The 20,075-nt window shown below is 45.1% G+C and carries 20 protein-coding genes and 1 pseudogene; 20 read left to right on the top strand and 1 reads right to left on the bottom strand.

Annotated features, from left to right (window positions below):
• Position 1 precedes the first annotated feature (1 nt).
• From EKN56_RS12640 to EKN56_RS12545, 20 genes and pseudogenes are all read left to right on the top strand, one after another.
• The gene (locus EKN56_RS12640) at positions 2-1,516 is read left to right on the top strand and encodes a terminase large subunit (protein ID WP_130592104.1); all 1,515 of its coding nucleotides are present in this window, start codon (positions 2-4) and stop codon (positions 1,514-1,516) included.
• Positions 1,516-2,793: a phage portal protein gene (locus EKN56_RS12635; RefSeq protein ID WP_130592103.1), complete on the top strand. Its 1,278-nt coding sequence runs from the start codon at positions 1,516-1,518 to the stop codon at positions 2,791-2,793. The genes EKN56_RS12640 and EKN56_RS12635 overlap by 1 nt, the downstream gene beginning before the upstream one ends.
• Before the next feature lie 16 nt (positions 2,794-2,809).
• Entirely contained in the window at positions 2,810-3,478 is a 669-nt protein-coding gene (locus tag EKN56_RS12630; protein WP_130592102.1) for an HK97 family phage prohead protease, read from the top strand.
• 14 nt (positions 3,479-3,492) lie between these two features.
• The gene (locus EKN56_RS12625; protein ID WP_130592101.1) at positions 3,493-4,659 is read left to right on the top strand and encodes a phage major capsid protein; all 1,167 of its coding nucleotides are present in this window, start codon (positions 3,493-3,495) and stop codon (positions 4,657-4,659) included.
• A gap of 38 nt (positions 4,660-4,697) precedes the next feature.
• The gene (locus tag EKN56_RS12620; RefSeq protein WP_130592100.1) at positions 4,698-5,018 is read left to right on the top strand and encodes a head-tail connector protein; all 321 of its coding nucleotides are present in this window, start codon (positions 4,698-4,700) and stop codon (positions 5,016-5,018) included.
• A 2-nt stretch (positions 5,019-5,020) separates the two neighbouring features.
• On the top strand, positions 5,021-5,359 hold the full coding sequence (locus EKN56_RS12615; protein WP_130592099.1) for a phage head closure protein: 339 nt from the start codon (positions 5,021-5,023) through the stop codon (positions 5,357-5,359).
• A complete protein-coding gene (locus EKN56_RS12610) occupies positions 5,356-5,805 on the top strand; it encodes an HK97-gp10 family putative phage morphogenesis protein (RefSeq protein WP_130592098.1) in 450 nt (149 codons plus the stop codon). The genes EKN56_RS12615 and EKN56_RS12610 overlap by 4 nt, the downstream gene beginning before the upstream one ends.
• Positions 5,802-6,149, top strand: a complete 348-nt coding sequence (gene gp17 / locus EKN56_RS12605; RefSeq protein WP_130592097.1) for a tail completion protein gp17 — start codon at positions 5,802-5,804, stop codon at positions 6,147-6,149. The genes EKN56_RS12610 and gp17 overlap by 4 nt, the downstream gene beginning before the upstream one ends.
• Before the next feature lie 58 nt (positions 6,150-6,207).
• Positions 6,208-6,642, top strand: a pseudogene (locus EKN56_RS12600) (phage tail protein); the annotation flags it as partial.
• A gap of 34 nt (positions 6,643-6,676) precedes the next feature.
• Positions 6,677-7,048 carry a phage tail assembly chaperone gene (locus EKN56_RS12595; RefSeq protein ID WP_130592095.1) on the top strand — a complete coding sequence of 124 codons (372 nt, stop codon included), beginning with the start codon at positions 6,677-6,679 and terminating at the stop codon, positions 7,046-7,048.
• Between the two features lie 11 nt (positions 7,049-7,059).
• Positions 7,060-7,350 carry a phage tail assembly protein T gene (locus tag EKN56_RS12590; RefSeq protein WP_185955874.1) on the top strand — a complete coding sequence of 97 codons (291 nt, stop codon included), beginning with the start codon at positions 7,060-7,062 and terminating at the stop codon, positions 7,348-7,350.
• 12 nt (positions 7,351-7,362) lie between these two features.
• Positions 7,363-10,569, top strand: a complete 3,207-nt coding sequence (locus EKN56_RS12585; protein ID WP_185955873.1) for a tape measure protein — start codon at positions 7,363-7,365, stop codon at positions 10,567-10,569.
• A 2-nt stretch (positions 10,570-10,571) separates the two neighbouring features.
• On the top strand, positions 10,572-10,901 hold the full coding sequence (locus EKN56_RS12580) for a phage tail protein (protein WP_130592092.1): 330 nt from the start codon (positions 10,572-10,574) through the stop codon (positions 10,899-10,901).
• Between the two features lie 57 nt (positions 10,902-10,958).
• Positions 10,959-11,375: a hypothetical protein gene (locus tag EKN56_RS12575; RefSeq protein ID WP_130592091.1), complete on the top strand. Its 417-nt coding sequence runs from the start codon at positions 10,959-10,961 to the stop codon at positions 11,373-11,375.
• Positions 11,376-11,440: 65 nt separating this feature from the next.
• Entirely contained in the window at positions 11,441-12,148 is a 708-nt protein-coding gene (locus EKN56_RS12570; protein ID WP_130592090.1) for a phage minor tail protein L, read from the top strand.
• A 5-nt stretch (positions 12,149-12,153) separates the two neighbouring features.
• Entirely contained in the window at positions 12,154-12,879 is a 726-nt protein-coding gene (locus EKN56_RS12565) for a C40 family peptidase (protein ID WP_130592089.1), read from the top strand.
• Positions 12,822-13,364, top strand: coding sequence for a tail assembly protein (locus EKN56_RS12560; protein WP_130592088.1), 543 nt, complete (start codon positions 12,822-12,824; stop codon positions 13,362-13,364). Before EKN56_RS12565 ends, EKN56_RS12560 begins: the two co-directional genes overlap by 58 nt.
• A 60-nt stretch (positions 13,365-13,424) precedes the next feature.
• The gene (locus tag EKN56_RS12555; RefSeq protein WP_130592087.1) at positions 13,425-16,628 is read left to right on the top strand and encodes a host specificity protein J; all 3,204 of its coding nucleotides are present in this window, start codon (positions 13,425-13,427) and stop codon (positions 16,626-16,628) included.
• Positions 16,628-17,626: a DUF6453 family protein gene (locus tag EKN56_RS12550; RefSeq protein ID WP_130592086.1), complete on the top strand. Its 999-nt coding sequence runs from the start codon at positions 16,628-16,630 to the stop codon at positions 17,624-17,626. The genes EKN56_RS12555 and EKN56_RS12550 overlap by 1 nt, the downstream gene beginning before the upstream one ends.
• Positions 17,627-17,647: 21 nt before the next feature.
• Positions 17,648-19,621 (top strand): phage tail fiber protein, encoded by a 1,974-nt coding sequence (locus tag EKN56_RS12545; RefSeq protein WP_130592085.1) that lies wholly within the window; start codon positions 17,648-17,650, stop codon positions 19,619-19,621.
• A 133-nt stretch (positions 19,622-19,754) separates the two neighbouring features.
• On the opposite strand, the gene EKN56_RS12540 is transcribed toward EKN56_RS12545, so the two are convergent.
• Positions 19,755-19,997, bottom strand: a complete 243-nt coding sequence (locus EKN56_RS12540) for a DinI-like family protein (RefSeq protein WP_130592084.1) — start codon at positions 19,995-19,997, stop codon at positions 19,755-19,757.
• Positions 19,998-20,075: the final 78 nt, after the last annotated feature.

Genomic DNA, 20,075 nt, shown 5'->3' with positions numbered 1-20,075 from the left:
TATGACGCGAGGTGAGCGCGTAATAGCGTTCATTGAACGTTATTGCATTGTGCCGGAAGGTAAATTGCTGGGACAGCCGATGAAGCTGGACCCGTTTCAGAAAAAATTCATTCTGGATATTTACGATAATCCGTCCGGTACCGATATGGCGATATTGAGTATCGCCCGTAAAAACGGAAAAACAGGATTAATAGCAGGTATTCTGCTTGCACATCTTGTGGGGCCGGAAGCGGTACAAAATTCACAGATTGTTAGCGGAGCAATGAGTCGAGAACAGGCCTCGATTGTTTTCAATTTGGCAGTGAAGATGATTAACCTGAACCCTGAACTTCAGGAAATTGTTCACATTATTCCCAGCGGTAAGCGTCTCATTGGATTGCCTTGCAATGTTGAATACAAGGCATTGTCTGCTGAAGGAAAGACAACGCACGGTCTTTCCCCAATTCTGGCTATTCTGGATGAAACCGGACAGGTGCGCGGTTCTCAGGATGATTTCATTGATGCTATCACTACTGCACAGGGTGCCCATGAAAACCCGCTTCTCATTGTTATTAGCACTCAGGCGGCAAACGATGCCGATTTACTCAGTATCTGGATTGATGATGCCGTAAGGTCAAAGGATCCGCATATTGTCTGTCATGTCTATGAAGCAGATAAAGATGCTGATATCTCCCTTCGTGATACATGGTTGTCAGCTAATCCGGCCTTAGGGACTTTCCGATCGGAAAAAGACATGTCCCGGCAGGCTGAAAAAGCTGGCCGGATGCCGAGCTTTGAGAATACATTTCGGAACCTTAACTTGAATCAGCGAGTTTCTGTCGTATCGCCGTTTGTCTCTCGGTCTGTGTGGGAGTTATGCGGTGAAGCACCTCTGGCTATTACGGGAACCTGTTTTGCTGGGCTTGATTTATCCGAGAAAAAAGACCTCACAGCCTTTGTGATAGTCGGCCAGTCAGCAGATGGCTTCTGGAATGTTTACCCGTACTTCTGGACACCTGAAAAAACATTACTCGAAAGGGCCAAAACAGACCGGGTGTCATATGACGTCTGGGTTAAACAAGGCTTTTTACGCACTACGCCGGGCGTCACGGTCGATTACGATTTTGTTGTTAATGATATCGGCAACATCCTGCTGGAGTTTGAGATTGATGCTATCGCTTTTGACCGCTGGCGGATCGAGATATTACGCAAATCGGCTGAATCGGCAGATTTGACGCTTCCGTTAATCCCGTTTGGTCAGGGGTTTAAGGATATGGCACCGGCGCTCGATACGCTGGAGGAGAATCTCTTGAATGGACGGCTACGGCATGGCATGCATCCGGTATTAACGATGTGTGCCCAGAATGCCGTGACGATCAAGGATGCCGCATCAAACCGAAAACTCGATAAATCGAAAGCGACAGGCCGCATGGATGGCATGGTGGCACTGACTATGGCAATGGGCGCTTCAAATGGTGATGCCGTTGAAGAAGAGGGCGACATTGATGATTTCTTATCTAAACCGTTGAGCATGTGATGACAGATAAAACGAATTACAGTATCGATCTGCGAACGAATAACGGCTGGTGGGCCCGGGCAGTATCGTGGTTTGCGGGTGGGCGACTTGTTACACCGAATCAGGGTTCTCAGACAGGCCCCGTTTCCGCCTCTGGCAGTCTTGGGGATTCTTCAGTCACTGATGAGCGCATTTTACAGATATCCACTGTCTGGCGCTGCGTATCGCTCATTTCTACGCTTACCGCTTGCTTGCCACTGGATGTATTTGAAACGGATAAAGGGGATAACCGACAGAAGGCGGGCATGGATAATCCGCTGGCCAGATTACTACGCTATTCCCCAAATCAATATATGACCGCACAGGAATTTCGCGAAGCCATGACGATGCAGCTTTGTTTTTATGGCAATGCGTATGCGCTGGTTGAAAGAAATGCCAGCGGTGATGTGATTAGCTTGCTCCCGCTTCTCTCCGCCAACATGGATGTCAGGCTGGAAGGTAAGAGGATTGTTTACCGTTATCAGCGTGACTCCGAATACGCCAACTTTCCTCAGCGTGAAATTTTTCACCTTAAAGGATTTGGGTTTAATGGCTTAGTGGGACTCTCACCGATTGCTCATGCCTGTAAATCTGCGGGTGTGGCTGTTGCCATGGAAGATCAGCAACGGGAATTTTATGCGAACGGGGCGAAGTCACCGAAGATATTAACGACGGGTGACCGGGTGATGACCACAGAACAACGCGCTCAGTTAGAAGATAACTTCCGGGAGATTTCAGGTGGCCCGGTTAAAAAACGGCTTTGGATTTTAGAAGCTAACTTTGCTACTCATGATATCGGTGTTAGCCCACAAGATGCGGAAACTATGGCATCCCGTAAGTTTCAGGTCAGTGAATTGGCTAGATTCTTTGGCGTGCCTCCGCATCTGGTTGGTGATGTTGAAAAGTCCACCAGTTGGGGAACAGGTATTGAGCAACAGAATATGGGGTTTCTTCAGTACACACTGCAACCTTATATTTCCCGATGGGAAAACAGCATTCAGCGCTGGTTATTAAAGCCGGATCAAGTCGGGAGGCTTCACGCTGAACATAACCTTGATGGGCTGTTACGCGGTGATTCAACTTCTCGCGCCGCCTTCATGAAGGCAATGGGTGAATCTGGATTAAGAACCATCAATGAGATGCGCCGACTGGATAACTATCCTCCTTTGCCGGGTGGCGATGTTGCCATGAGACAGGCGCAGTATGTACCAATAACGGATCTCGGAATGAGCAAAGAGCCTAGCGAAAGCGGGGCTTAGTTTTTATGGGGGCAATATGCCAGAAATTAATAAAACACTGTCGTTTGACCAGACAGAAATTAAGTTCACCGGGGATGGTTCACAAGGCATTTTTGAGGGGTACGCCGCTGTATTCAGCAATGTGGATTCTGATGGTGACATCATTTTACCGGGCGCATTTAAACATGCGCTGGAAAGTCAGACACGAAAAGTGGCTATGTTCTTCAATCATCGAACATGGGATCTGCCGGTTGGTAAATGGGATGCTTTACAGGAAGACAGCAAGGGGCTCTATGTCCGTGGACAGCTAACACCTGATCATAGTGGCGCTCTGGATCTGAAAGCCGCCATGCAGCATGGCACTGTTGAGGGAATGTCTGTTGGTTTTTCTGTGAGCAAGGACGATTACTCCATTGTTCCCGGTGGTGGACGTATTTTTAAGAACGTTGCCGCATTAAGAGAGATCAGCGTGTGTACCTTCCCAGCTAATGAGCTGGCAGGCGTGTCTGCAATGAAATCCATTGAGAGCATTGAAACTGTCCGTGATATTGAAAGCTGGCTGAGGGATTCAGTTGGTTTATCTAAGTCTGAAGCAATGGGTTTTATTTCCCGCTTCAAATCTGCAATTCGGAGCGAGTCCGAAGGCAACCCACCTAACGCTGAAATTGATTCAATTATTCAGCAGATTAACTCTTTTTATCTTTAATACAGGAAATCGTTATGTCTGATTTAGAAAAAATTCAGAAAGCCATTGAAGACTCGCAACACAAGGTCAAAGAGCTTTTCGATGCGCAGAAAAAAGAAATTGAAGAAACAGGCCGTGTTTCAAAGGCTTTGCAAGATGATCTGGCAAAAGTTCAGGAGGAATTAAAAACAGCGGGTACCCGCCTGTTTGATCTCGAACAGAAAGGTGCAACCGGTGCTGATAATCCGGAGCAAAGTAAATCATTCTCTGAGCGTGCAGCAGATGAACTGACTAAATCATGGAATGGTAGTACAGGGATCTTTGAGGCAAAAACCTTCAATAAATCTCTGGGTAGTGATGCGGCATCGGCAGGCTCATTGATTCAACCAATGCAGGTACCGGGCATTGTTGCACCTGGCTTGCGCCGTCTGGTCATCCGTGATCTGTTAGCGCAGGGCCGGATTTCAAGCAATTCTCTTGAATACGTACGTGAAAAACTCTTTACCAATAATGCTAAACCGGTAAAAGAGAAGGCTCTGAAGCCTGAGTCAGATATGACATTCGAAAAGGAAACGGCGAACGTTAAAACGATTGCTCACTGGGTTCAGGCATCCCGTCAGGTTATGGATGATGCTCCGATGCTGCAATCCTATGTTAACAACCGTCTGTTATATGGTTTAGCGCTTGCTGAAGAAGACCAGTTACTCAATGGTGATGGCTCGGGTGATAACCTAACGGGTATTAACTCCGTAGCGACCGCGTATGATACCGAGTTGAATGCTACTGGTGACACCATGGCCGATATGGTAGCCCATGCTATCTATCAGGTGACTGAATCAGAATTTAGCGCCTCCGGTATTATTCTTAACCCGCGTGACTGGCATACCATTGCATTATTAAAAGATGGTGACGGGCGTTATATTTTTGGTGGTCCGCAGGCATTTACCAGCAACATCATGTGGGGATTACCCGTAGTTCCAACGCGAGCACAAGAAAAGGGAACCTTTACGGTTGGTGGTTTCGATCTGGCGTCTCAGGTTTGGGATCGCATGGATGCCACCATTGAAGTTAGCCGGGAAGACCGGGATAACTTCGTTAAAAACATGCTGACTATTCTTTGTGAAGAGCGTGTGGCTCTGGCTCATTATCGACCACAGGCGCTGATTAAAGGTTCTTTTGCTGCACCACCTGCTGGCAAATAATCAACGAAGGGGGCGGCGATACACCGCCCTGAGTAACCATGGCGATTATTGTTACTGATGTAATAGATATTGAGACGTTACGCCAGCATATTGAACTTGATGTTACTGATCGTGACGCACTGATAAAAATATATGCTCAGGCTGCACTTGATTACTGTTTACGCTGGTGTGATGAACCCCGCTGGAAATTAGCGGCTGATATTCCGGCACCGATTATTTCAGCCACGCTTCTGGTATTTGGCGATCTATTTGAGCACAGAACGGAGCAATCAGAAATACAGCTATATAGTAACGCTATAGCTGAATCGCTGATGTTTAACTGCCGGAACTGGCGCGGCACTGTTGATAAGGAGGAATAATCATGGAGCCTGGACGGTTTAGGCATCGGGTGACTATTCAGAACTTTACCACTATCCGTGATGAGTTCGGGCAGGAAATAGAGGAATGGTTTGATATTGATACCGTGTCAGCGGAAACAAAAGGTATTAGCGGCAGGGAACTGATTTCAGCAGGTGCCGAAATGGCCGAAGCCACGATCCGTGTCTGGATGCGCCACCGTTCTGATGTTACTGCGTCTTCCCGTTTATTGTGCCGGGCTGGTCCTTATCAGGGGATTGTACTTGATATTATTGGTCAACCTATTCCCAATGCTAAATGTACTCGTCTTGAAATTTTCTGCAAGCAGGGGGTAAAGCGGTGATTGATATTAATCTGGATTTCTCTGCTTTGAATGATATAGCAAAAGATTTGGAACTATTAAGCCGGGCGGAAAATAACAAAGTGTTGCGTGATGCCACCCGATCGGGTGCGGAAGTCTTTAAAAATGAGGTTCAGCGAAGAGCCCCGGAGAAGACTGGGAAGCTGAAACGAAATATTGTAGTTGTGACACAGAAAGGCAAGCAACGCGGAGAAATATCATCCGGTATCCATATCCGGGGAACCAATTCGAAGGGGAATAACAGTAATAGCAAGGTGAAGGCTAATAGCCCAAGAAATGCCTATTACTGGCGATTTGTTGAACTGGGTACGGTGAAAATGGCGCCTATTCCGTTTATTCGGACATCGTTTGACGCAAAGACTCAGGAAGCCACAGATGCAGCCATGCGCCGAATGAATCAGGCTATTGATGAGGTTCTGAGCAAATGACAGAAGCTGATGTGTATTCACGAATTGCCGACTTAGCCGATAAAAAAGTGTATCCGTATGTGGTGAAACTTAATGCAGCCGGTGAGCCAGCGGTATCACCACCCTGGGTCATTTTCTCTATTATTTCGCAGGATCCTGCGGATGTTCTATGTGGAACGGCTGAGGAATGGAATTCACTCCAGATAGATGTTTATTCAAAGACATTAGCCGAATCAAGGGCGATAAGGGAGAAGGTGATTAATGCGCTATCCTCTCTGTCACTCACAAATCAGCAGCTTCTTCAGGGATACGATCCTGAAACTGGACTCTATCGGGCAACACTCGATGCTCAGATAATCGATTAACTTACTTTACTTGCAACCAAACCCGCCACCTGAGCGAGTTTTTTATTATGGAGGCTATATGGCCGCTTTGTTTGAAAAATCCCAGGGTACTCAAATACTGGTTTCTTCTCTTCCTGCCACAAAAGAAACAATGTTGACGGCAGTCTATCTTGCTTTGCAATGTGCGCTAAAGCAAGCCAGTTTCACCGCCGGGCAGAAACAGGATATTGACGTTACAACGCTGTGTTCTGAAGAGCAGGAAAATATTAACGGTCTGGCAGCCGCTTCTGAAGTTAGTCTGTCCGGTAACTTTTTCCGTAATGCTGCACAGGATGTTTTACGTACTGCGTACGACACTGACGGCGTTTATGCTTTCAAAATCATTTTTCCATCCGGTAATGGCTATAACTTTCTTGCTGAAGTTCGTCAACATACCTGGGATGCGCAATCGAATGGTGTTGTCGCGGCAACATTCTCGCTTCGTCTGAAAGGGAAACCGGTTGAAATCAATGCACCAGTAGAACCCGGTGGAGAGGAATAATTAACCCATGGCAAAGAAATCACTTAAATCATTGGCGTTATCGCCATTGTCGGGTTTTCGTCATATGGAAACGGACGTTCCTGAATGGGAAGGTGCAAAAGTCATTTTGCGGGAGCCGTCAGGTGAAGCCTGGTTGCGCTGGCGTGAAATTGTCAAAGAAGACAAAGAGGATGAATTATCTCTGCCCGAAAAGGCGCTTCGTGATATTCGCGCTGATGTGACATTGTTTATTGATGTTCTGTGTGATGAAAGCTATCAACCCGTTTTCACGGTTGATGATACGGAAGATGTGGTAGCTCATTACGGGCCGGTACATTCCCGTCTGTTAAAGCAGGCACTTGAGTTAATTACTAACGCAGACGCCATTAAAAAAAAGTAGCTAGTCCCGGTATGCAGTTTCTGATGATGTTAGCTCTTCGAATGGGGCGAACATTATCAGAGCTGCGCCAGCACATGAGCGCAAATGAACTCATGATGTGGGCTGAATACGACCGAATTTCTCCGATAGGCGATGTTCGTGGGGATTATCAGGCTGCACAGATAGTTTCGGCGTTGTATGGCTCTCAGGGTGTCGATGTTTCAATTCAGGATGCAACCTTACGCTGGCATCCTGTGGTTGATGGGGAACAGACAGACCCGTTAGCCAGTCTTGAGGCGTCATTTAAGCAGGCAGCAAAATAAACAGGGTGAATGATGGCCACTTTACGTGAACTCATTATTAAAATTTCGGCAAACTCCCAATCTTTTCAGTCTGAGATTGCCCGCGCTTCACGTATGGGGAGCGATTATTATCGCACCATGCAAAGTGGCGGACGTCAGGCAGCTGCTGCTTCAAGAGATTCACAGCGGGCGTTATCCTCTGTAACGGCTCAGTTATCTGAAGCTAAAAACATGGCGCTGGGAATGGCGGGGGCATTTGCCGGTGCGTTTGCAACACGGAACTTGATCCAACTTGCTGATTCTTATAATTCTCTTTCTGCCAGAATTAAACTGGCCACAACGGATGCCGGCGACTTTTCCAATGCACAATCCGGACTGATGGAAATCAGCCAGCGAACCGGAACGGCGTTTGCAGATAATGCGGCATTATTCTCAAGAACGTCATCGTCTCTTCGTGAATGGGGCTATGGCACTCAGGATATACTGAAGCTCACCGATGCGTTATCGACAGGGTTGCAGGTGTCCGGAGCAACCGCGCAGGAAACATCCTCTGCAATTACTCAATTGTCCCAAGCACTTGGGCGTGGCGTTCTTCGGGGGCAGGATTTTAACTCTGTAGCCCAGTCCAGCCCGCGATTGATGAAAGCATTAGCGGATGGCATGGGAGTTGCTCAGAAAGATCTGAAAGGTCTGGCTGATGCAGGGGCGTTAACCACTGATAAAATTGTACCGGCATTGATCAGCCAGATTGGAAAACTCCGGTCTGAATTTGAGTCTATGCCAAATAGTGTCAGCGCCGCTTCAACTCGCGTGTCAAACGCCTTTATGGAGTGGGTTGGTGGCGCTAATCAGGCCAGTGGCGCTACTGCGGGTATCTCCGGCGTTCTGGATGGTGTTGCTAAAAATATTGATAGTGTAGCGTTGGCAGGTGGTGTATTAGTCAGCGTTGGACTTGCCAGAACCATTGGTGGCTGGTCTTCCAGTCTGGCAGGATCAACTAGGCAGTTAATTTCATCTACACAAGGTCAACTGGCGCTTGCCGCCGCACAAAGAGAGGGATTAACCACATCACTTTCTTTAATTAATACAGAACGTGCCGGAGCTATTGCCGCCCAGAAATCATTAGTTGCTCAATTGAATCTGGCACAAACAGAGCAGTCCAGAGCTGTCATTCGTCGGCAATTAGCCGCTAACTCAGCTGAAGTTATAAGATTAACTCAGGCAGAAACTGCGGCAACGGCACAACTGGCAGCGGTACAAAGCCGACTTTCTGTTACGGCTGGTTTAGCCAGTAAAGCGTTAGGGTTACTTGGTGGTCCGGTTGGGGCTGCAATGCTTGCTGCCGGGGCAATATTCTATTTTCATCAAAAATCAGAGCAGGCCAGAGAGTCAGCTATTGCATTTGCTGATTCACTGGGAGATTTGGAAAAATCACTTAATAGCATGAGTGAAGCCCAGTTACGGGCAAATAAGGCGAAGTTACTTGATTCTGAAGATATTCAATCTGATTCTATTGCGAAAAAGAAAGCTGAATTAGAGGGAATAACTGTAGCGCTTGAAAAATATAAGGCAGGACAGGTTGGGTATGGAAATATCTCATCGCTTTATATTCGGGCGCTGGGTTCAGAGGAAGAATTATTACGCCGTAAAGCCGTTCTTCTTGGTGAGCTTGAACTTGATCAGAAACGGTTAAATCAGACGCAGGAAACCAGTGCCAATGTTAGCGGTATGCTGACTGATAAATTCTCCTGGATGGCTAAAACAGTTGAAGCCCTGACAGGAACCATTGAAAGCGCTTCACCTGCTACGACTGAAATAACGAAAGATTTTGAAGGTTTTGGCAAGGCTGCTGATTCTCTGGCGCTACAACTGGATGTTTCTCGATTAAATGCCGCCGGAGCTGCAAGAGAAGCCTATATTCTTGCCGGATTACAAAAAGCCGCCGGTGATGCTGCACTGAAGCATAAAGATGACCTTATTGCTCTGGCAAAGGGGCAAATTATGTCAGGGGCTATATCTGATGAAATGGCTCTAAAGTTGACTGATTATGCCGCAAAGTTAGGTCAACTTTTTGATGAAGGTAAGCAGACAAAAGCTTTAACCGCATCTCATAAAGCCTCTAACGGAATAGCCCAGTCTTATCAGCGTCAACTGGAAAGCCTTGACCAACAAATTGCATTATTCGGGCAAACAACGGAACTGGCCAAGCAGCGTTATCAGCTTGCTCATGGTGAACTGAAAAGTCTGGATGCAGCAAAAAAAGCAGCAATAGAGCAAAGAGCGATCGAAATAGATCGGCTTAATGCTAAAAAGGCTTATCAGGACACTATGTCCGATCTGCAAACCGCAGAAGAAAAAGCATTGGCGACAACGAAAGAACGACTGAAGGTTATTCGTGATGCGAAACTATCATCAGAGGAGTTAGCCGCAGCAGTTGAAAAGGCATCAAAAGCCAGCGTAACAAAAGCGCCAAAGTTTGGTGGTTTATCTCCTGAAGTAGGTGGTGCCGCCGGTGAATTGATTAACATTGCAGGTGCTGAGGTTGAGCTTAAAAAATGGAATGATCAGCAGCTTCAGTTACAGAATGAGTTATTTGCACAGAAAGAAATTGATGCAAAAACACACTCTGATCGCCTGATTGAAATTGAACAGATGAATGCCGATCGCCGTAAAGATATTCAAATGGCGTATGCATCTGCTTCTCTGGGCGTTATTTCCAGTATGACCGGCCAGATGGCTGACATGATGTCACAAATGGGAGATAAAAGTAGCGCCGCTTATAAAACCATGTTTTTAGCCAGTAAGGCCGCAGCGATCGCTCAGGCAATGATAAGTACAGAGGTTGCAGCAACAAAGGCTTTGGAAATGGGGACAATTCTTGGAATTCCAGCAGCTAGTGTTGTTCGTGGTTTAGGTTATGCATCAATAGGGATGATAGCAGGTCAAGCTATTTCAGGAATGGCTCATGATGGAATTGATAACGTTCCTCGCGAAGGTACCTGGTTACTTGATCGCGGTGAGCGTGTTGTTGATTCCCGTACAAACGCTGATTTGAAAAACTATCTGAGTAATGCTAATGGCAATCGGGGAGGGGGAAATATTAATATCACTGTTCCACTTTCAGTTAGTGAAGGGATAGGAATGGAGGACGCTAAAGCATTAAGTGGCTTAATCAAGAGCAAGGTTATGGAGGTGATAACCAATGAGCAACGTTCAGGTGGTTTGTTGAATAAGAGGTAAGCATGGAAACCTTTCATTGGTGCGCTGCACCTGGCATGTCTGTACCAACAGAACCGAAAGTTAGAGTGGTGAAATTTGGTGATGGGTATGAGCAGCGTCAACCAAATGGTATTAATAATAAACTTCGTTCTTATTCACTTACTTTTAGAGTGCCACGACATGAGGCATGGTTAATTGATGATTTTCTGTATCAACATGGTGGGGTTGAAACATTTTTGTGGACGCCCCCACATCGTTACGAGCCAATTAAGGTTGTTTGTCGTAAGTGGACTCCATCAGTAGGAAGTACGGTTACAGAAATATCCTGTGAATTTGAAGAGGTTGTGGCATGATAAAGTTACTCGATTAAACTTTATTATGCAGTTTATAGCTAATTACAAGGTGGAAGGATGAGTAAAAAATTGGTTGTACTTGCCTGTATTATAGTTATGAGTGGTTGTTCGACGAATCCTGTTAGTACTACAGAAGCAAAGTCCGTTCCTGATTCCCGCGTTTTTAACAAAAATTTTGCTATAAAAAAATCCGGAACTGGCGAAGTAATTATTAAACGTGATAGTGGGATATTGGGCAGTCCATGCGATACAAAAGTATATCTTGATGGAATGGATATTGCTGATTTATCAACCAGTGAAAAGCTAGTTATATACCCTACCATTGGAGAACATATTATTAGTGCGAAACCAAATGGGATTTGCGTTGGTGGGTTGGTAGAAGCCAGCATAAATGTTATAGAAAATAAAACTATCATTTACAGAGTTGGCTATGGAAGTGGCGGCGATTTTGGCATGCATCCTACAGCATTTTAATAACATTATAATTATTAAGCCTCGCTACATGCGGGGTTTTTTATTGTCTAAATTCTGGGGAATATATGCAGGATTTACCAAAACAAACTCTATTGGAAACGGCAAGACCTAATCAGGATGTATTGGTTGAACTGTTTGAGCTTGATTTAACACATATTGGCGGTGATTTATTTCGATTTCATTCTGGAATGAATGAAATAAGAAGTTCAATCAAATGGCAGGGAAAAACATACGAGCCATATCCAATTGAGGCTAGCGGGTTTGAATTCAATGGGCAAGGGACGAGTAACAGACCAACATTAACCGCTGCCAATATTACCGGACTGATAACTGGTTTAAGTCAGGATTATGATGATCTGGTTGGTGCGATTGTTACGCGCCGTCAGATGTATAGTAAGTTTCTTGATACTGATAATTTTCTTGATGGCAATCCGCTGGCAGATCCAACACAAGAGCTGGTTTCTCGTTACATTGTTGAACGGATGACAGCCTTAGAAGCTGACTTTGCCAAGTTCGAATTAGCTCTGCCATGTGAGAGCGACGGCGCATTATTACCAGCCAGAGCTATTATCGCAGATACCTGTAACTGGATTTATCGTAGTTCTGAGTGTGGATATACCGGCGGGGCTGTTGCTGATGAGTTTGATAATCCAACAACAGATCCTGCATGTGATAAATGTGGTAAACGCCTGACATCTTGCAAACTCAGGTTTGGCAAAAGCAATCCACTCCCCTTTGGTGGCTTCCCTTCTGTTTCTAAAATGTCCCGGTAAATAAAATGATTGAACGACAAATACTGGATCATGCTTCTGCATGTTATCCAGAGGAATCATGCGGCTTTGTGATAGCCACAGCGAACGGGCAGCACTACATGCCCTGCGTGAATATAGCCGATGTACCAACAGAACATTTTGAAATTTCCCCGGATGATTGGCTGAGGGCTTATACCGCAGGAGAGATTATTGCATTAGTTCACAGCCACCCTGACGGATTGCCGGTTTTGAGTGCTACAGATAGAGAAATACAGCGGCGTACAGACCTTGATTGGTGGTTGGTATGTGATGGCTCACTTTATCAATACAGAAACATAGTTCCGTTATTGGGGCGAGATTTCAAACATGGTGTTATGGATTGTTATACCTTGTTTAGGGATGCTTATCATCTGGCTGGCATAAATATGCCTGAATTTTCACGCTCGGAGGATTGGTGGGAAGCCGGGCAGGATCTCTATATTGATAATATGGCAGCAACAGGATTTTACCAGGTAGAAAATCCAGAGGCTGGCGATATTATTTTAATTTGTCTTGGTAGCCATAAAGCCAATCATGCCGCTATTTATTGTGGTGATCAGCAAGTATTACATCATTGTCCGAATCGTATGAGTAAACGGGACGTTTATAACGGTTATTGGCTCAAGTACACCCATTCAATCTGGAGGCATAAAGCATGGCTATCGTGCGGTTTTACGGCGATCTACAACGATATGGCCGCAAGTTCAATCTGAATGTAGTAAATGCGGCAGAAGCTATCAGAGCGTTAGCATTACAGATACCCGGCTTACGTCAGCATATTCAGGGAGATTATTACCGGGTTCGTATTGCTGGCAATGATATCAATGAAAGTGGACTGCAGTACGGGATGTTAACGGTATTAAAAGAAAACGATGTTATCCATATTATCCCACGGTCTGTTGGTTCAAAGTCTGGCATAGGAATTTTTCAGGCCGTTGCCGGTGTTGCTTTAATGGTTGCATCAATATGGTTGGGGCCAGCTGCATTTGGTGCTGGTTTAGGGCTCCTAATGGGCGGAGTAGCAACAATGCTGACAAAAACACCGAAGACTAAAAAGGCAGAAGAAGGAGCAACGAATAATAATACCTCCTTTTCAAGTCTGGATAACACGGTAGCCCAAGGGCAGCCAGTACCACTGTGTTATGGTCGCATGATGATAGGCTCTAAAGTCCTTTCTCAGGGACTGAGTACGGAATAAATAAAACATAATTTTATGACCTGCTTCGGCAGGTTTTTTTGTTTGTGGAGCTAAATAGCTATGGGTAAAGGCGGCGGCAGTTCTTACACTCCAACGGAACAACCAGATAATCTAAAATCAAAACAGAAACTATCTATCATTGATATGTTATGCGAAGGGCAGATCGAAGGCCCTGTGGGTGGCTTGCGTGGTGTGTACCTGAATAAAACGCAGGTACAGGGTGATGATGGTACCAATAATTTTGCTGGTGTGAATTTACAGTGGGTTGCTGGTACCCAGGCTCAGGATTATTTATCTGGGTTTCCATCTTCAGAAAATGAGGTTTCTGTTGGAAGCGAAGTAAAACATGCAACACCAATTGTCAGAACGATTACCGATGTAGATATTGATCGCATTCGTATCACGGTAGGGGTTTCTGCGCTGTATGAAATCACTGATAAAGGTGATACCTATGGCAGTTGGGTTCAGATGCTTGTACAGGTTGGTAACGGTTCTATTTGGCGCACTGTGGAAACGGTCGACATTAACGGTAAGACCCGAAGTCAATATTTACGCTCTGTCATTATTAACGATCTCCCGGCGCGGCCTTTCAATATTCGGGTTGTCCGGACGAATGAAGATAGCACATCATCCCGGCTGGAAAATAAAACGCTCTGGTCGAGCTATACCGAAATTATTGATACCAAACTAACCTACCCCAATAGCGCTGTTGTTGGGCTTCAGTTTGATTCTGAACAGTTCAACGGGGTACCAAGCCGACAATATCTTATTGATGGGTTAATTGTTCAGGTTCCTGATAACTACGATCCGGTAAACCGCACTTATAACGGATTATGGACTGGTAATTTTAAACCCAGTTGGACCAATAATCCTGCCTGGATATTTTATGATTTAGTCACCAACGAGCGGTATGGACTGGGTAAGCGTTTAGGGCAATTTGGCTGCGATAAGTTTTCGCTGTATATCATTTCTCAGTATTGTGATCAGCTTGTTGATGATGGTTTTGGCGGGAAAGAGCCCCGCATGACCTGTAATGCCTATATTACCGATCAACGGCAGGCTAAAGATTTACTGGATGATTTGGCATCGGTGTTTCGGGCCATACCGGTTTGGGATGGGCTACAAATGTCCTGCATTATGGACAGGCCGTCAGATCCAGTCTGGCGGTACAGTAATGCCAACGTAATCGATGGTAAGTTTTCTTATTCCTCCAGCGCCCAAAAAGCGAGACATACCGCCGTACATGTTCGTTATGTGGATCCGAATAACGGGTGGGAAACAGCAACAGAGTATGTAGCAGATGATACGTTGATCGCCCGATATGGACTGAATGTCAGTCAGGTTGATGCTTTCGGCTGTACTTCTCGCGGACAGGCACACCGGGCAGGAAAATGGATATTAGAAACAGAACGACTGGAAAAACAGACAGTCAGTTTTCAGGTTGGCAGAGAGGGAATTAAACACCTACCCGGCGATATTATTGAAGTTGCTGATAACAATTTTGCTGGCGCCAGAATTGGTGGTCGTATAGTCAGTATTGATGATGGAAAACAAACCGTAACATTGGATCGTGATGTTGTTATTACTGACGATGAACAGGCTTTTTTTGGTTACATCGATAATAATGGCATACCGCAAAAAGTTCAGGTTTTTTCCCATCCAGAACCAAATATCTTGGTACTTGGCAGGGCCATTGATGGCATGACCGATTACGGGATGTGGACATTATCAACAGCAACAATTAAACCGCGATTATTCAGGGCGCTGGGTATATCTGAGGATGAGGGAATCTATACCATTTCAGCTATTCAGCACGTACCAGAAAAAGAGGGCGTGGTTGATAATGGTACCGTCTTTGACCCTGACACGAATACGTTATATAGCGGGAGGATCCCGCCTGTTGAGCATTTACAGATCGAAGCTATGCCAGATTCTGATGTATTCCAGATCCGCATGACCTGGGACACTCCACGAGTTATGAGTGGTTTAGTGTTCGATGTGAAACTGATGCGAGAAGATATGGTGCATAAGCGTGAAATCGTGTCTGATACTGAATTCTTATGTGGCAACCTTCCACTGGGTAATTATTCCGTAGCTATCCGGGGTAAAAATCCTGCTGGTCAACTTGGAACAGAGACAACGACAGTCTTTGAGATTGGTCCTCCGTCATTACCCGATCATCTTCAGGTTACTGTAGGCAACTTTAACGTAACCATAAAACCGGTTGTAACGAAGCCAACCAGCCTTGGTACTCAGTACGAATTCTATAAAGGAATGACTGAGGCAGAGGTCATTGCACAATCAAACTATCTTGGACGGGCAACCGTTCTTAATGATGTGAACTGTACGCCGGACACTGAATACTGGTATGGCGTGCAGGCGGTTAATGGTGTTGGCCGGTCTAATATGATGATCCAGCAAGTGCGGACGCAACTGAAGCCAGAAGATATTCTGGATTTGATTGGTCCTGAAATTCCAAAGCTGGACTGGGCGAAAGAACTATCAGAAATGGTAGAGGAAAATAGCAGCAACATCGTGCTACTGGAAGACCGTGCCGCGTTGGTTGTGAATAAAGATAACCGGGTAACCGGTATCACGATCACGGCAGGGGATGAGGCCAGCGCTATCGATTTTCTTGCTGATTTTGTTTCATTTACCGATCCTGATTCGTTTGAACGGAATTTATACTGGGACAACAACAGAAAAACTCTGATTTTAAAAGGTGAAATCCAGCTATTGGATGGTACCAGTGTTTCTTCTAAAAATGATTTGGGGAATGGGGCTGGTGGGATTTTTCGTATTAAATCAGCTTCGGGTGTTTTCCCCGGCAGTGCAGAAGTTGCAAATGCGCTTTTCCGGTCGGCATTCGGTACCGATCCTGGTATTGATACAGTATTAACATTTTATTCAGTTAATGGTGCTGGCAAGGTCGATCGGGCTGATTCTCGAATGTATAACGGCACTGACTGGATCACGCCTATGTTGTTTATTGATGGTGATCTGATTGCACTGGGAACTATTCGCGGCGATCGGCTGGTAGCCGGTACGGAAATTTATGCACCGGTAATCAGAGGTGGTGCCCTTGTTGCTGCCAGCATTCAGGGGGGGACACTTAATATTAACGACCGATTCATTGTCGATCAGTATGGAAATGTAGCAATCCGCAATGCTAACGCCAGTGTTGGATTACAGATTACTTCCAGTTCGGTTGATGTCTATAACGACTATGGTCAACTGATGACGCGCATGGGGAAACTCTGGTAATGGCTGAATATGGTTTTTTGATGAATCAAGGGGAAGGTAAGTCAATCAATATGACAAGTGGCGCACGGGCCGCTTCTTTTTTGGGAACGAAAAAGGATGAGTACCCGAACTGGCAGGACTGGAATAACTGTTATTTTACGGATTATGTTTCTGGCACAAAAATGTATGTTATTCCGATCATTACGGGTAATGGAAATAATGTGCCAGGGTTGGCATATAAAGTTCCGGCTTATGTCACTCACTTCAATATATCAGGGAGTAAAGTCACTCCCAATTTTGCTGGTGATAGTTCTGTTAAAGATATGGCAATAGCCGCGATGCAGATTTACCCCGCAGGAAACACTGGTTCATATGGATTGATGCTGAGGGATGCAACGGATTATTCAGCGATTACAAATAGCGGTATGGCTGGCGTTGTCACATATTCAGCGAGAGTATTAATCAATGGTACCTGGTATTTGCCTGCTAATATTCCGGGTAGAGGGAATGGTGTGATATTTGCTAACTTTACCAATCCTAATGTTTCTCTTGCTCCAACATCAGATTTAACTGGCGTGATTGCAACAGATTTTAATGGCAATTCCGCTACTGTTGAAACCTATATAATTTATGTTTCCAGTGGTTTTAGCCTCACTATTCCGCAATATGGTTTTGCTATTTATAACGCATTGGGGCAAGCAACTTTTACCAGTGCTCACCGGCCACTACTACTTCGAGGTGAAGTAACTATACCCACACCGAATGGGATGCAATGGCTCGGCGCCCCTGCTGGTGTTCAACAGATGATGGTACCGGTTTGTTCACCGGGCATGAATTTAGTTATACGAAATACCAATAACTATTTTATGTACCGAACCGGCATAACCATGAATGGCAACCAGTGTGCCGTGGGGAATAATCAGTTGTTAACCAACTTTACTTACACTGGTGGCATATACCAAGGCTGGCGTGTAACCAGTACCACACTTCCCATTTTAGACGCAACAGACTACTTCTAATCTCAATTTAAAAGGTCAATCATGGCTATTAAAATCTCTGGCGTTTTACGCGATGGGATGGGTAAACCGATCCCGAAATGTACTATCGAGCTTCATTGTAAAAAGACTTCCTTAACCGTTGTTGTTGAAACTGACGCTCTCCTTGGGGTTGATATTACCGGTGCATACACCATGCAGGTCGAACCGGGGAAATACGAAGTTTCACTATATGTCCGGGGATTTCCTCCAAAGCGTGTTGGTAGTATTGATGTGTATGCTGATTCGCTGCCTGGTACTTTAAATGATTTTCTGATGATGCTTGGTGAAAGTGATTTAACTCCAGAGCTGGTTCTTATTTTTCAACAACTGCGCGATGAGGCACGACAGGCGGCAGATGAAGCAAAAGCAGATAAAGATCTTGCTGATAATATTCTTAATGATGTTCGTTCTATTCAAACCGATGTGACGGCAAAGCAACAACAAGTCAGTGCCGATACTCTGGATGCAAGCAATTCTAAAACCAGTGCAGCGGCGTCCGCTGCAACATCAAGCGACAATGCAGCCAGTACTGCGGCAGACGTTGTGACAGTTACAGCATTAAAAACATCAGCAGAGGCTGCTGCCAATAGTGCTGAAGCGTCGAAAAACGCAGCCAGCACAGATGCAGAAAAAGCAGAACAGGCAGCAGCCAGCGCTGAAGCGTCGAAAAATGCAGCCAGCACAGATGCAACCAGAGCTGAAGCAGCAAGAACCATTTCAGAAAACATTCAGGTTGATTTAACCCAAAAATATGATCAAGTTGTGGTTGATACTACCGCTGTGTTGGCAGCGAAAACAGAAGCTGTAAATGCTGCAACAACCGCGGCGGCGGATGCCATGGCTACAGCAGCAGATAAAACAGCTGTGAGTAGTGATAAGCAGGCTGTTGCAGCTGATAGAGAATTATCACAGCAGGCGGCAACTACTGCGACAGAAAAAACGGATGTGGCAATTTGGGAAGCAAATAGAGCTAAAACAGAAGCTGATAGAGCAGTGGCCGCCACTGATGGTAAACAGGACAAAAACGATTTATTAACGGCTATTTCTGGTTTGGATACAGCAGAAAATCAGATTATTTATACTACAGGTGTTAATGAAGTAGCTACAAGCTCGGTAAGGGCAATGGGGCGTGTATTGCTAGCTTGTGCTGATGCTATAAATGCACGGGAGAGTTTAGGTCTTGGTAATGCTGCAATTCTCGATACAGGAACCTTAAAAGGAAATGTTGTCACTGTAGGAGCAACTCAACCAATGTACTCGGCCCAAGCATCCGGGCAGGGTGGGTGGCGAGATATTGCGATGGTGGGTTACACAAATGAAATCGATGTTTGGCCTGATTCATATCTGCCATATTTAAAGCAAAGATGTAATCTTATTGGTAAATGGTCATTATATGGTTCGATAGGTTTCTATTCCTCACCTGATTCTAATCCGAATTTAAGCGGCATAGCGATGGCGTGCTCTGACGGTGATATTTACACTCGAACATGGGTATTCCGTAACGATGGTAACATTGTAAATTCCATTGGTGGTTTATTCTGGAATCAGGTCAATACAACCGTTGACGTAAATGGCTTTATCAAACGAGCTTCTCCTGTTGTTAAATTATTTAGTGATGGTTCATGTGCGCCAAATGGAGAGGCAGAAGGGGTAATATCTAAACGTGTTTCTGAGGGGGTATATCATTTATCTGGCGCAATTATGGGATTGAATTCCAATAGAGCATGGCATATTGAAATACCATGTGACGAGAATAAACAACCCATGATTTGGGTAGATTACGTGGTGGGATCTAGCGGTGATATTTTGGTTAAGACATACCATCGCTCACATCCTAACGCCCCATTATTCGCTCAGAATAATATTCAAGGATACAATGATGGAGACCCCGTTGATATTCCAACAGGGCGATGGGTTGATTTACGGGTACAGGTTTATTCTGATAAGCCTAATCTTGAACCATTGACCGAAAAATAATGATAATGAGCCACAGATGAGCAGTGGCTCTTTTCAATCCCCCCGTTTATGAGCAAGTAAAGAAGCACTACATTTATCCTCATTCTCTTCACTGAATCAGCATATTTCCATCATTGTGGATATCTAATACCTTTTAATTAGACATCCAATCTTCTGACTCTTCAAACATTTGCTCAACGATTTTGTTAACAGCAGCAGACTGATCTTTAGAGCCGCCAGTAACGCTAATACTAGTCGCAGATGAAAAGCGGACTCGAATACCGGTACCGGGATACTTTTTTGACAATCGTTTTTGTAGTTCATTTTCCACAACAGCAAGACCATTACTTGGCAACTGCTTCTGATTTCGTTTATCGATAGTGATTTCTACACGCATACTGAACCTCCGTTGGTTGTGATTACTGTTTATTTATACAGTAATCTTATGGAGGCAGCAATGTCTGATGATGTTAGA

It is taken from the genome of Limnobaculum zhutongyuii (genome assembly GCF_004295645.1).
GTDB lineage: Bacteria > Pseudomonadota > Gammaproteobacteria > Enterobacterales > Enterobacteriaceae > Limnobaculum > Limnobaculum zhutongyuii.
This window is presented reverse-complemented; position numbering and strand designations above follow the sequence as displayed.